Here is a 14,087-nt window from a genome sequence, read left to right as displayed (position 1 = left end):
GATCGGGCATTCCCCGAAGAACGCCTAACGCGCGTAATAGAAAGGAAACAAAATGACAGAAAGAGTAAAACTCGGTGTGATCGGAACCGGACACATGGGTCAGTATCATGTGAACGTAGCAAGAACTCTGGGGGACGCCACCCTCGCGGGAATCTACGACGCGGATATCGAAAGAGCCAAGCAGATGGCTGAAAAACACAAGACTTCTGCATTCGCTTCTTTTGAAGATTTAATTTCAAAAGTTGACGCCGTCATCATTGCAGTTCCAACCTTCCTTCATCATGATATCGCCAAAAAAGCGCTGGAAGCCGGCAAACACGTATTAGTCGAAAAGCCGATCGCAGAAACAACCGAACAGGCAAAGGAACTCGTAAAGATCGCCGCAGACAAAAATTTAGTATTATTAGTCGGGCACGTAGAAAGATTCAACGGCGCAGTATTAGAATTAGGTAAAATTGTAAAGGATCCGTTACTGATTGAATCCAGAAGATTGGCTCCTTTTAATCCGAGAATCAAGGACGTCGGAGTTGTCCTCGACATGATGATTCACGACATCGATATCGTATTGAATCTTGTAAATTCTCCGGTGAAGAAGTTGTCCGCTTCAGGAACAAAAGTCCAGTCGAATCACGAAGATATCGCCAACGTATTATTAGAATTTGAGAACGGATGTCTTGCGAGCATCACCGCGTCTCGGGCGACCCAGGCAAAAATCAGAACATTAAACATCACTCAAAAAGACGTTTATATTATGTTGGATTTTACGGATCAAGAAATCGAACTGCACAGACAAGCAACGTCCGATATTCTTCTTTTATCCGAAGAAATCAAATACCGTCAGGAATCCATTGTAGAAAAAATCTTTGTTCACAAAGACAATCCGTTGAAACAAGAACACGAACATTTTATTCGTTGTATCAGAAAAGAAACGGACCCTATCGTGAATAGAGATTCCGACGTCGCTACGCTGGAAATCGCGTATAAAATTCTTTCTGAAATTCACGGAACGTCTAAAAAGTAAGAACGGTCTAATATCGGTAAAACGAATGGAAGAAACTTATAACGGAAAAATTCTAATTTCCAATTCCTCAATTGTGATGGATTACTTTAATCAAACTGTAATTCTAATGATTGAACACGACAGCCAGGGCGCCTTTGGTTTAGTATTGAACAAAAAACAAGAGGCGGCCATCGGCGATGTAATTCAGGGAATTCCGGATGAAGCCAGTCGAAGTCTTCCTATTTATTCGGGCGGCCCTGTAGATCCTACTTTCATCTCCGTTCTGCATGAGAATAACAATATCTCTCAACCGGGAATCGAAGTGATTCCCGGCTTGTTTCTCGCGAGAAGTTTTGATACTCTGTTGGAATTATTAGAATCTCCTTCTAAATTTCACGTGTATCAAGGTTATTCCGGCTGGGGAACAGGACAATTGGAAACAGAGATGAATCGAAAGTCTTGGGTTGTTCATGAAGCAACGAAAGATTTTGTTCTGAATCATGATCCCGACACTACCTGGCAGGAAGCTCTGAGAAGCAAAGGTGGAATCTATCGCTACTTCGTAGAACATACGAAAGACCCAATGTTGAACTAAGGATTCTTTGATTTTAGCCTTTACAGAGATCGAAGAATTTTTACGATCAGATTCCGATAGGGGAATTTAATGAGAAAATTTCAGAACTTCGTATATATCGCAGCCGTTTTAGTTTCTTTATTTTTTTTGAGAGATCTTTCCGCTGACGGTTGCTATATTTGCACCTCCGGTTCGACCGAGATCTGCAGAGACTATTGTAGATACGCCGGCTCCGATACGTTTGATAATAGAAAAAAATGTCAGGATAAAGGATGTAAAGTTGGTGGAACCGCTTCATGCCCTTCCGCTTCCAACTATAAAGTTTGTTCTGCGAAAACTCAACTTCCTACTGTGGAATTCTTTGCTTCCAATCTAAAATAGTATTTTCCATCATCTATAGGACTAAGATGTCCTATAGAAATTTCGTATCTTTCTTTGGGTGGAGTTAAAAAGAGAATCTGAGAATTATTCAGGTCTTTCTCTTTAACCAGGGAAAACTATAATCAAAATATGTCTGAAGTGGGTTTGGTTCAAACTCTAAAAGACGAGTGACCTTGTTGTGAGTGATATTTAGTTGCCAGATATATCTGTAAACCTCGTGAAAGGTAGGAACTCCTCCATTTAAAACTTCTACGATAGAATCTCCGACCCCCGCCTGATCCAAGGACAACAAAAAATTAAAAAGGAAACAACGAGATACGCCGTGAGCGTGAGCCAAAACACCTAACAAAGCCCAATATCCCGTTCCCATTCTTACATTTAGCTTTTTTAAGTTCCCTTGATTCTTTTGATAAAGAGTAGTGATCGCTTTCTCATTTAACCGACTTCGAGCGCACATAAATTTTCCGTATCTCCTCAAAAGATAAGGCAGTTTCTTACCCAAAAGTCTTTTCTCTTCATTCGAAAGACTTTCAAAATAACTCTCAGGCACCAGCAGCGTAACGACTTGATCCTGACTTTCGGCCAGAACGGATTGAATACGCTCATTGGAATTGAAAAAGATCTGTTCCATACACAGAACGGTTCCTTTCCGAATTCGAGCGTTCGATTTTTTTAAGAAAAAATAAATTCTAAGTAAAAAAAATCTCGGAGAACTTACAAAGAAAAGCTTCTCCGAGATTTACGAGACATCGATCAAACGACGTCTAAAGATTCTTACATTGCTTTCATAAAACTCACGGGAGGCTTTTTCCATTCTCCTCTCAGGTTTAAATAATAAACCGATGTGGTTGCAAGAATCGTAAAAACATAAGCGATCAAATATTCAAGAAAGGGATGAGACGATTGAATTTCCAAAACCTTCTGACTGATCAACTCGTTTGCTCCCCAAGCCAAAAGCAATGCCAATGAAAAAGAAAAAGTGCCTAAAAGAATTCCTTCCCACAGAAAAACTTTTTTTAAAAAACTCGAAGTGCCGCCGATGATTCTTAACAAAGTGGTTTCTTCAATTCTTTCTTTTCGACTTGAATTTAACGCCGTCAGTATCAGCAACAAAGACGCACCCAAAATCAGCCAAGTCATCAATCGAATCGTAAACGATATTTTTTCCAAGATTCCTAAGAACGCACGCACCGCTTTGTCGGTATCGATGATTGTTAGATTCGGATATTTGGACACCAAGCTCTTCTGAAGATCGTATCTCTTTTCTTCGGATTCGATCCGAAGCGAACTCAAATAGTATCCAGGAGCTTTTTCTAAAATTCCTTTTGAAAACAAGACGACAAAATTTGGACGCATATCCGCCCAATTAACGGTTCTAAAATTACGGATCACTCCTGTGACCTCGACGCCTCCGATCAAAAAAGTCAAACTGTCTCCTAAATTGACCTTCAAATAAGTGGAGAATTCTTTCTCTATCGAGATTTGATCCTCTTCCCCTTTTCTCCAAAAGTCACCGTCCACAATTTTTTCAGTCGGATACGGATCGTTTCGATAAGAGAGAAAATATTCTCTGGTTCTCGCGGTCGATCTCCAATCTCTTTTCAAGGCGGAGGATTCCGTCTCGTCTTTCTTCACGGTTTCACCGTTGATCTTCGATAATCTCGCTCCGATGACAGGAGCAACGATTACCTTCTCTCCGCCGAATTCTTTTACAACTTCTTCAAAGTGTTCTTTTTGTTCCGGACGGATGTCCATTACGAATAGATTCGGTCGCCTCTCCTTATCTTTAGCGCCGCTATATTCCAAAAGGCTTTCGCTTACGATCAGCGATAAAAGAAGAATGAACAAAGAACTCGTAAGTCCGATCACGGATAAAGAAAGAGTTGTTCCTGGACGGTCGAATTTCCCGATGATAAATCTCGAAAAAGGAGTCAGATCGCTTTTTTCTTTGATCTTAGAAATCAATATTCTAATTCCTGAATATACTACAAAGACGACCAAGGGAAGAATGAGAAGAATGGAACAAAGAATCAATCCCTTCCAAGGACTTTCAGTTTCCCACCACGCCAAAAGAAAGAACAACAGAAATAGAATCGAATAACCCAAAATTTGAGTGAGCCTAAACTTAGGAATCCGATTTGCTTCGTCTTGAAATTCTTCTTTTAACGCTAAAATCGGTTTTAACGTTCTAATTTCTACGAGCGATTCGATGGAAGAAAAGAATGGAATCAAAATTCCAATCAACAAACCCCAAAGAAAGGAAGAGAGACCGATTGTAGGTTTAAACCCGAGAAGTTCTTCTCCAGCGAGATCGGGAATCCAACCGAGCAATATATTTCCCAAGCCGATGCCAAGAATGGAACCGATCAGTGAGAAGAATAACAATTCTCCCAAAACAATAATGCTTACCGTTCTCGGGCTGGCTCCTAAACATTTCAAAACGGCGAGAGCGCCTGATTTTTCTCGAATCCCCGCACGGCTTGCAAGAAGAATCGAAATTCCTCCCAAAAAGAAAGCTGATAAACCGAGCAAACTGAAAAAATCCAGCGTATTCGTTAAGAATTTTCGTGACCCGGAGTTTGTTTCCGTAGAATCGTAAAGAGTTAAGTCTTTTTGAATATACTCTTTAAAATGAAGTTCTTTGTATTTACTCGCGACGTTAGGATCCTTGAGCTTGATCGGAATCAGATAACTGATTCTCGAACCTCTTTGTTCCAAACCAGTGGAAACCAATGACGAAGAAGTAATGATCGAAGTAGGAGCCATGGAAAGAAAACTTCCGGCGATTCCGGGTTCTTTGAGAACCTTTCCCTTCAGTATAAAATTTCCATCTCCGAGGGAAACGGAAGAACCTACTTTGAGTTTTAGATTCTTAATCAGACTTTCTTCGAGTAAGATCTCGCCTTCTTTGAGTTTTCGATAAGCGCCCGGCGGTTCCGTTAGAATTTCTCCGTAGTAAGGAAATTTTCCTTTCATCGTTTTGATCAGAGAAAGCGAAGTTTCATCATTCTCGGGATTTCTAAGCATAGAAGCAAACTGCACGAGTTCGGAGGTTTCCGATCCTTTTGGAAGACTTTGGGACATAAATTCTTTTTGTTCCGCAGTGATCGGAGAAGGCGCTTGAATTAAAAGGTCGGAACCCATTAGGTTACGAGCTTCCTTTAAAATGGACCGGCTCAATTCTTCTCTATAAGCATGAATCGCAGTTACAGAGCCGGTCCCGATCGCTATCGCCAACACAATCTGCAACGCAGAACTTTTTCTAGAACGAAAATCCCGAAGGATCGATTGAATTAATAATTTCAGTTTCATCTCTTTTTCTTAGAAACCTTTTTCTTAACGGACTTCACGGAAGCTTTCTTCTTAAAACGATTCTTCTTACCTTGAATTTCTCTTATGATTCTTCCGTCGCTCATCTCCAATACACGATCCGCAAGATCCGCAACGGTATGATCGTGAGTGACGACGATCAACGTGGAAGAAGTTTTTTGATTTAACTCGGCGAGAAGATTCATCACCATCTCTCCATTCTTCTTATCTAAGTTTGCAGTCGGTTCGTCTGCGAATAAAATTTTCGGATTGTGAATGAAAGATCTTGCGATTGCAATCCTTTGTTCTTCTCCTCCGGAAAGTTGACCAGGAAAGTTAGAAGCTCTTTCTTTCATGGAAACTTTTTCCAACCATACAAACGCTTGATCCCTTATTTGAGCGGTACTTAACTTTGAGTTTAAGACAAGAGGTAAAGAGACATTTTCCAACGCATTGAGCGATTTGATCAGTTGAAAATTTTGAAAAATAAATCCAATTTTTTCTCCTCTGAGTTTTGCAAGCTCGTCTTCCTCTTTTTCTAAGAGAGGAATCCCATCTAAGATCACTTCTCCCTCGTCGGGGCGATCCAAACCTGCTGAAATAGCGAGCAATGTGGATTTTCCGGAGCCAGAAGGCCCAATAATTGCGATGAATTCTCCTTCTTCGATCTGAAAAGAGATGTCTTTTAATACTTCGAGTTTTTTTCCCGAAACTAAATAGGACTTATTGAGATTTTTTACCTGTAGCAAACGCGATACCATCCTTGTTTGACTCTTAAAAGAAATATATTTCCAATCGATTGGCCTTCATACATTGGAAACATGCATTTAAAAAAGCATTCCACATAAAACAAAAGATCTCAATTTTTTTAAAAAAAATTCTACTTATTTCTGATGAGTGTTCGCTAATTTTTTTTGACTCTAAACTACCTGGTTTTTATAACGTAATCTCCGATCAGCCGGGAAGGGATGTTGTTGGATCACGTTTCTTTCCGGATTTATTGACACTCTGTAAATAAACAAATCAGCATGGATAAGTCTGGGAGCAAAATGCAGTTACTCGAAGAAAAACGAACAGAAACGAAAGGGAATCATCTCTTGACTTGCACAGGATGCAGATCAAAGGTCACGCAACTCTACCAATACGATCTTTGCAAATCATGTTTGAGTAAAACATTTCAAAGATTGATCAAGGTAATCGACTCAGTAAGAAAGTAAGGATCCAAATGCAATATCCGTTTCAGGAAGTAGAATTATTTTGGCAAAATTTTTGGGAAGAGAACAATAGCTTTCAGACAAATATTCAGTCTTCTAAACCAAAATTCTACTGCTTGGACATGTTTCCTTATCCCTCCGGAGCCGGACTGCACGTAGGTCACCCGGAAGGATACACAGCCACCGACATTCTCTCTCGTTTTAAGAGAATGAAGGGTTTTGAAGTTTTACATCCCATGGGTTGGGATGCTTTTGGACTCCCTGCGGAGCGTTATGCGATGCAGACAGGAGTTCATCCAGCCACTACTACAAAGAATAATATCGATAACTTTCGCAGACAGATCAAAATGATCGGCCTTTCTTACGATTGGTCTCGAGAGCTTTCCACAACAGATCCGGACTACTATCAATTCACTCAGTGGATCTTTCTTCAGCTCTACAAATCCTGGTTTAATCCGGAACTCAAAAAAGCCAATTCTATTGACACGCTCATCGAAAGATTCTCCAAACAAGGTTCCGAAGGTTTAGATTATAAGCAGTTCAGTGCGGAAGAATGGAACGGGTCCTCTCCTGCCCAGAAAGAGAAGATTCTTTCTGATTTTCGCCTCGTTTATCAGGCCGAAATCCCCGTAAACTGGTGCGAAGGTTTAGGAACCGTTCTTGCCAACGAAGAAGTGGAAGAATGGGTGGAAAAAGGTTACGAAGTCGTTCGTAAACCGATGCGTCAGTACATGATGAGAATCACCGCTTACGCGGATCGTCTTTTAGAAGATCTTACGCTCGTGCAATGGCCGACTTCCACGCTCGAAATGCAGAAAAACTGGATCGGCAAGAGCGAAGGACTGGAAATCACATTTCCTTTTCCAAAGCCGATCGGTGATCTCGATGGAATCCGAATCTTTACTACAAGACCCGATACGATCTTCGGAGTGACTTACATGGTCGTAGCTCCGGAACATCCGATCGTTTCCGTCATCACAACTCCCGAACAAAAACAAAAGATAGAAGAATATCAAAAGGCTTCCGCTCTCAAAAGTGATTTGGATAGAACCGAATTGAGCAAAGAAAAATCGGGAGTATTTACCGGCGCCTACGTGCTCAACCCTGCGGATCCTTCCAAAAAAATTCCGGTCTGGATCAGCGATTACGTTCTCTACGGATACGGAACCGGTGCAATCATGGCGGTCCCCGCTCATGATCAAAGAGACTTTGAGTTTGCAAAAGCTTTTGATCTCAAGATTCTTCCCGTGATCGAAGGTGAAATCTCCGTAGACAATGCCTTTGATTCGAAAACATCCGTTTGTATAAATTCTTCTTCCTCTGAAATTTCAATCGATGGAATGGACTACACGTCCGCTTCTTCTAAGATCATTTCTTGGGCGGAATCCAAAAAGATCGGAAAGAAAAAGATTCAGTTCAAACTCAGAGACTGGCTCTTTGCAAGACAAAGATATTGGGGAGAACCGATCCCCTTAGTTCATTATCCTTCCGGAGTTACGAAAGCGATTCCTGAATCCGAACTTCCATTAGTACTTCCTAATTTAAAAGAATTTAAACCATCCGGAACTGGAGAATCTCCTCTTGCGCTCGCTAAAGAATGGTTGAGCTACAAGGATCCGGTTACCGGAGAAATCGGAACGAGAGAAACCAACACGATGCCACAGTGGGCCGGATCTTGTTGGTATTATCTACGATATATCGATCCTAAAAACGGTAAATTCTTCTGCGATCCTGAGTTGGAGAAAAAATGGATGCCCGTTGATATGTATGTCGGCGGCTCGGAACACGCGGTTCTTCACCTTCTTTATTCCAGATTCTGGCATAAATTCTTATACGATATCGGGGTTGTTTCCACGAAGGAACCGTTTGGAAAACTCGTTCACCAAGGATTGATCCTCGGAGAAGACAAACGTAAGATGTCGAAGTCTCTTGGAAACGTTGTAAATCCCGACGACGTGATCAAAGAATACGGAGCAGACAGCCTTCGCCTTTTTGAAATGTTTATGGGTCCTTTGGAGATGGTGAAACCTTGGAGCACAAGAGGTGTGGAAGGAGTTTTTAGATTCTTAAATCGGATTTGGAGACTCTTTCACAGCGGCCAAGAAGAATCCTTTCGTCTCGACGAGATAGAACCCACTCCGGAAGAATGGAAAATTCTTCACAAAACGATCCAAAAAGTTTCCGAAGATATTCCGAACTTTTCTTTCAATACTGCGATTTCTCAGTTGATGATCTTTGTGAACGAGTTCACTCCTCTGGAAAGAAGACCGAAAAAAATATTGGAACCTTTTATCCTTTTGATCGCTCCTTTCGCTCCTCACATCGCGGAAGAACTCTGGAAACGCGCCGGTAAAAAAGAATCCCTTTCTCACGAAACCTTTCCGGAAGCAGACGTTCAATATTTGGTGGAATCGGAAATTCTTATCGTTGTTCAAGTCAACGGAAAACTGAGAGACGAGTTCAAAGCTCCAAAAGACGTAACTCAAGCCGATGCAATCACATTGGCAAAGAATCTGGAAAAAATAAAGGGAATCTTAGATGGAAAGACAATCCGCAAAGAAATCTATGTTCCCGGAAAACTTGTCAACCTTGTGATCGGTTGATCTTCGTGTTTTATCGGAACCTCGCGCGTTTTTCGTCTTCGACGAAAAACGCGCACTCTAAACTTATTTCATAATCAAAAAGACCAACAAACCTAAAACGATCACGACACCAGCTACGATGATCATTCCCAAAGATCCGCCGCTGGAAGATTCTACCTTCGCCGGTGCGGAACTGGCCGTAGTTTTTCCTTTGAGTCTTGCGAGTCGAACAGGACGTTCTTCAAATGCTTGTAACAAAACGCCGGAAGGCCCTTTTGCAAAGATATGATATTCTCCCTTACCGGCGGCGATTCCTATAAATTCACCGACTACGTTCTTAGGATTTCCCGCATCGTCGTAACCGCCTAAGGTTTTTGCCATGGCTTTTTCATCCATACTTCCGGTGGGCAATTGAAAGAGAAGTTTGTCTCCTTCGCTCAAATCGTCGAAGTCAATTCCTCCGACAGGAGAAAGGACCGTCTTGGCAACGACCACTCTTCCGAACGGTCTCTTGAATTGTTCGATTTGTCTTTGAACCGGGGTTTTCTCCTGGCTTTCCGGAACCTGACCGATGGACGGCTCTTCCACGGGACGGTTGACCGCCGGAATGATTCCGGTGAATACGTTCTTAGCTCTGAACTTCAAACTGGACATATATTCTACGTCCGCTTGAATTCTTACTATATTCACTTTTAATGATGTTTTAATTTGATTTTCTAAAATATTGACTAAGCTCGACGCGTCGTTTCTTTCCCAATTCGGATAAGAAGTTTCTAATACTGCTTTGGTGAGTTTAGAATAAACGATGCGGCCGATACTATCGGAAAGTCCAGGATCAAACGGTTCCGACTTTGCGGCTTCCACCATATCCAGCGCAAACGCTGCGGAATCTTCGAAACTACGAATTTTACGAATCAAAGAAGAATTGGAAAACAGAGAATAAATTTCTATTACGTCATTCTTATATTTGCTAACTAATGCAACGACGGCGCCGCTTCTATTTTCAATGTCGATTCTAATTTTTAATAGGAAAGCATCTCGGATCTTTCCCTGAATCAATTCTACTGCTTGATCTTCCGTAACAACGGATTCAAGCGCGAGATTCATTAGATTCGCTTGTTCCTGCAATTTGTTATTGGCTTGATTACTCGGTTCCATTCATCCTCATTCTACAAAACTAGGTATGAAATTTTGTCCCTTACGGAATTTCAATCTCCTAGGAATATAATCCTCTCTCAGTGGGATTTCGACTCTTGCAACAGTTTGCGAAATACCTTTTCTGCTGTAAATCGTAAACAAGTGCCTGTCAAATCCGCTTTGAGCAACTAAAATTTCAACCATCGTAATTCCAAGTCCGGCGCCTTCCGTAGAATCACCGAACTTCATAAAGAATTCAAAAAGATTATCAAAGTCTCGAGAGATTCTAAATTTTTCTCTCACTCTCTTTTCTTCCTGATCCGTTAAAGGAAAGTTATTCAAAATTTTTAAAATGATACGATGCTGATTAAAAAAGAATGTTACTTTTATAGTAAGATCGTGCTCTTTCATCTTTTCCCTATAAAACGGGAACTTTTTGTCACTTAAGCTACTATGAAAGGATTTCATTCCTCTTTCATAGTCTTCAATCGATTCAATATTGAGTTTGGATTCTTTAAAAAGAATCCTTTTGATCGCGGCTTTTGTCGCGTTGACGATCAGTTCCTTAGAAGAGGTGTAAAGAAGCTCTGTTAGATCCAATCGATCATAACGAGTAAGAATCCCTTGAATGATATACTTAAGTTTTTTCTCACCCTTGGGTGTTAGAACGTAAGTGATTAAAGAAATGGGAACTTCTTTCGAAATTGCAGAATCAACTTCCATTCGAAAGTCGGCTGATACATCGTCAAAATCCCTCATGGATTAGAGATATGACGAAAAACTTCTGACTTTCGACGAAAAAAAAAAAATTAGGAAAAAAAGTCTTAAAAAAATTCTAAGAACCGGGTAAAAATGAGCTTTATCCCAAATGTAAGAGATTTCGAATCAAATCGATTACTTTCTCCGCTTTTGGCTCGATTCTATGGATTGAATTTACCATCTTAGAATCCGTCCCTGCAATTTCTCCCGCGTGAAATTTAAGCTTAAATTCGGTGAATTTTAACCCGTGCGCGGTAGAGATGACGACCACATTCTCACCTTTGGAGATGGTTCCCTTTTTCAGAAGTTTATTAAGAGCCGCAAGAGCGACGCCTGTGTGCGGATCATTGTATAAACCATAAAGATCGGCCTTTGCCGCGGCGTCGGAAAGTTCAGCTTCACTCGCTTGTTCCACAACTCCGTTGAATTTCTTGAGGGTTTTGATCGCCTTCTGAATGGAAACCGGATTTCCAATTTGAATCGCAGAGGCCAGAGTTGTCTTCGCAGAGACCGGCTCGAAACTTTCAAAATTCTTTAAATACGAAAGATATAATGGATTTGCGTGTTCGGCTTGAGCCAATACGATCCTCGGTAATTTATCGATGAGCCCGAGAGAAAGCATCATTTCAAATCCCGCTCCCAAGGCGGAAACGTTTCCAAGATTGCCACCGGGAATTACGATCCAATCCGGGACCTTCCATTCCAACTGTTGTGTAATTTCAACGGAGATCGTTTTTTGTCCTTCGATTCGGAGCGAATTCATCGAGTTCGCAAGATAGATTCCGGCTTCGCGAGTGACTTCTTTGACGATTTGCATACAACCGTCGAAGTCGGTGTCCAATGCGATTACTTTCGCTCCGTTGGACACGGGTTGAATGAGTTGCGCCTGAGATACTTTTCCCGCAGGAAGAAAGATGATCGCCGGTATTCCCGCTTTTGCCGCGTAGGAAGCAAGCGCCGCAGAAGTGTCTCCGGAACTCGCACAAGCTACCGCTTGGATCGGAACTCCGCTGGAAATCATGTGTTTGACTTGGGATAAAAGAACAGTCATCCCGAGATCCTTGAAAGATCCGGTGTGTGAGATCCCACATTGCTTTACATAAAAACTTCCGAGACCTAAGTCTGCGGTCAAACGTTCGGAACTAAAGAGGTGAGAAAGCCCTTCTCCGGAAGTTACGATATTCTTATCTTCAATATGAGGAAGAACCCATTCTCTTTTGTTCCAGATTCCGGAAGAATTCGGAAACTTGACAGAGCGAAAACGCGAATCAAAAGTCTGTTTCCATTCTTCACCCGATACCGTCTTCAGAGCTTCCAAGTCGTGTGAAACTTGGAGAAGACTTCCGCATTTTCTACACTCGTATACGATCTCGTTTAGATCGTATCGAGTTTTGCAGGAATCGTTTATACATTCAAATTCGGCTTTGTATCGAGTGAGAGTGGAGACCATATTTTAGATAGAATTCAAAATGTCCTTTTTTTTGGTATCAAATTCTTCCTGAGTGATGAGGCCGCCGTCCAGAAGTGACTTCAGTTTTGCGATTCTTGAAGCCGCGTCGTCACCAGCAGGTTTTGCTCCGGCTTGATTCTGTCCCATCATATTGGCCATCATCCCGGCCATATTCATTCCCATTCCCAAACCCATTCCGGCGCTCATACCTTCACCGGCGGCTCCTCCGGGATTAGTCGCGGCAGCTTCACCGATATCCAGCATTCTTTTCTGCTGATACATATTCCCCATCGTTTCGATTTCGAATTTATCGGTGAGAACTTTCTGAATCTTTTGAAAGTTCGGATCGTTCTGATCAAAATTAATCGACTGAATGAAAAAATCCAAAACCTCAAGACCGTATTTTTGAAAGTCGGGTTGTGTTTTTGTTTTTCCGGCCGAAGAAGCCTCTTCCAGATGTTGAGAAATCTGAGTAATCGGAACTCCGGTTTTTAATACGACTTCGGAGATAAAATCGCTGAGCCTGGTTACTACCATCGGCTTGAGAAGTTTATCGACTCCGTCGTGATTGAATCTTTGCTGAGTTCCCACAACCGTATTCACGAACGATTTGGAATCGATAACTTTAATATTATAATTTCCGAATGCTCTCAAACCGAGAGTGATGTGATACTTCGGATCTTCGATTTGAATCGGAGCCGGAGTTCCCCAGGTCATATTGATTACGGATTTGTTTACGTAAACGATCTCTGCCGTAAACGGAGTCTGACCGCCGAACGGAAGATTGACGATCTTTTCCAAAAGCGGGATGTTTCCCGTTTTCAGAGTATGAGTTCCCGGACCAAAAACGTCCAGAGCCTTTCCTTCCTTAAAGAAGACCGCTTCTTGACTTTCGTTTACAACGAGTTGACCGAAATGACTGATATCGTTTCTCGGAAACTTCCAAACGATCTCTCCGGGTTGTCCTTCGTATTTGATTACATCAATCAATGCCATGATTCATTCCTTTTAATTATTTAAGATTTCTATTTGTGTTTCGAAACACAATTTTTTCGGATTCTTACCATCCAATAAGACCTCTGAATATCGTTTAGAGTTTCGTAAAGAGATCCTTACGAGATCGAAACGCATTCTCCAATCCATCCAGAGCTACTCGGATGTCGCTTACCAAATTGCGAACTTCTTCCACCGAAGATTCCGCTGTCACTTTCAAAGCCTGGACCTTGGATTCGATCCCTTCCACTTCTTTAAAAAGAGAAAAATCAAACTCAGCGAGCTTTTCCAATTCTTCTTGCGTGGCCTTGAGTCCGGAACCGAGACCGGTAAGTCCGTATCCTGCGGATTGAATTGCGTTCGTAAGTTTATCGATCAGAACGACCGCGATTTCGCTGCTTCCGATCAGATCCATTTTTTTGGTCGATACAAAAGCCTCTTCCAATCTTCGCATCGGTTCTTTCAGATGAGAAATTTTAGAAGCCAATTCCTTTCTCAAAAGAGAATCCGCGTTTTGAAATTCGGTTCCCTTCAAACCGCTCGCATAGAGAGGAAGCTTTTCCATAAAGCTCCGAACTTTCCCCTTTTCTGATTTGTAACGATCGATCAGAGCCTTTACCGGAGACTGGGAAAGAAATTGACCAAGTAGATTGGGATCGGAGGGAGTTTCCTGTTGCATAACTTCAAG

General features: G+C 41.7%; 12 protein-coding genes. 4 read left to right on the top strand and 8 right to left on the bottom strand.

Features of this window, described 5'->3' with window-relative positions; translation table 11 throughout:
• Positions 1 to 52 precede the first annotated feature (52 nt).
• The 3 genes from A0128_RS02305 to A0128_RS02295 all read left to right on the top strand — a co-directional run bounded on the left by A0128_RS02305 (position 53) and on the right by A0128_RS02295 (position 1,955).
• Entirely contained in the window at positions 53 to 1,021 is a 969-nt protein-coding gene (locus A0128_RS02305; RefSeq protein ID WP_069606051.1) for a Gfo/Idh/MocA family protein, read from the top strand.
• A gap of 25 nt (positions 1,022 to 1,046) precedes the next feature.
• A complete protein-coding gene (locus tag A0128_RS02300; RefSeq protein ID WP_069606050.1) occupies positions 1,047 to 1,595 on the top strand; it encodes a YqgE/AlgH family protein in 549 nt (182 codons plus the stop codon).
• A gap of 69 nt (positions 1,596 to 1,664) precedes the next feature.
• A complete protein-coding gene (locus A0128_RS02295; protein ID WP_069606049.1) occupies positions 1,665 to 1,955 on the top strand; it encodes a hypothetical protein in 291 nt (96 codons plus the stop codon).
• Positions 1,956 to 2,043: 88 nt separating this feature from the next.
• Here A0128_RS02295 and A0128_RS02290 read toward each other — a convergent pair whose 3' ends face one another.
• The 3 genes from A0128_RS02290 to A0128_RS02280 form a co-directional block, all read right to left on the bottom strand.
• A complete protein-coding gene (locus tag A0128_RS02290; protein WP_069606048.1) occupies positions 2,044 to 2,586 on the bottom strand; it encodes a DUF1564 domain-containing protein in 543 nt (180 codons plus the stop codon).
• Positions 2,587 to 2,729: 143 nt separating this feature from the next.
• Positions 2,730 to 5,267, bottom strand: a complete 2,538-nt coding sequence (locus tag A0128_RS02285; RefSeq protein ID WP_069606047.1) for an ABC transporter permease — start codon at positions 5,265 to 5,267, stop codon at positions 2,730 to 2,732.
• Positions 5,264 to 6,013 (bottom strand): ABC transporter ATP-binding protein, encoded by a 750-nt coding sequence (locus tag A0128_RS02280; protein WP_069609051.1) that lies wholly within the window; start codon positions 6,011 to 6,013, stop codon positions 5,264 to 5,266. Before A0128_RS02280 ends, A0128_RS02285 begins: the two co-directional genes overlap by 4 nt.
• Positions 6,014 to 6,489: 476 nt before the next feature.
• On the opposite strand from A0128_RS02280, the gene leuS reads away from it, so the two are divergent.
• Positions 6,490 to 9,081 carry a leucine--tRNA ligase gene (gene leuS, locus A0128_RS02270; protein WP_069606045.1) on the top strand — a complete coding sequence of 864 codons (2,592 nt, stop codon included), beginning with the start codon at positions 6,490 to 6,492 and terminating at the stop codon, positions 9,079 to 9,081.
• Between the two features lie 63 nt (positions 9,082 to 9,144).
• Here leuS and A0128_RS02265 read toward each other — a convergent pair whose 3' ends face one another.
• From A0128_RS02265 to A0128_RS02245, 5 genes are all read right to left on the bottom strand, one after another.
• Positions 9,145 to 10,218, bottom strand: coding sequence for an LIC10486 family protein (locus tag A0128_RS02265; protein ID WP_069606044.1), 1,074 nt, complete (start codon positions 10,216 to 10,218; stop codon positions 9,145 to 9,147).
• Between the two features lie 6 nt (positions 10,219 to 10,224).
• Positions 10,225 to 10,956, bottom strand: a complete 732-nt coding sequence (locus A0128_RS02260) for a hypothetical protein (RefSeq protein WP_069606043.1) — start codon at positions 10,954 to 10,956, stop codon at positions 10,225 to 10,227.
• A 100-nt stretch (positions 10,957 to 11,056) separates the two neighbouring features.
• A complete protein-coding gene (gene thrC, locus A0128_RS02255; protein ID WP_069606042.1) occupies positions 11,057 to 12,406 on the bottom strand; it encodes a threonine synthase in 1,350 nt (449 codons plus the stop codon).
• A 3-nt stretch (positions 12,407 to 12,409) separates the two neighbouring features.
• Positions 12,410 to 13,402, bottom strand: a complete 993-nt coding sequence (locus A0128_RS02250) for an SPFH domain-containing protein (protein WP_069606041.1) — start codon at positions 13,400 to 13,402, stop codon at positions 12,410 to 12,412.
• 94 nt (positions 13,403 to 13,496) lie between these two features.
• Positions 13,497 to 14,078 carry an LIMLP_15305 family protein gene (locus A0128_RS02245; protein ID WP_069609050.1) on the bottom strand — a complete coding sequence of 194 codons (582 nt, stop codon included), beginning with the start codon at positions 14,076 to 14,078 and terminating at the stop codon, positions 13,497 to 13,499.
• Between the last annotated feature and the right edge of the window lie 9 nt (positions 14,079 to 14,087).

Origin of the sequence: Leptospira tipperaryensis, from assembly GCF_001729245.1 — a bacterium.
In the GTDB taxonomy this organism is placed as follows: domain Bacteria; phylum Spirochaetota; class Leptospiria; order Leptospirales; family Leptospiraceae; genus Leptospira; species Leptospira tipperaryensis.
The sequence above is the reverse complement of the archived record's forward strand: the minus strand, read 5'-3'. Positions and strand labels throughout refer to the sequence as shown.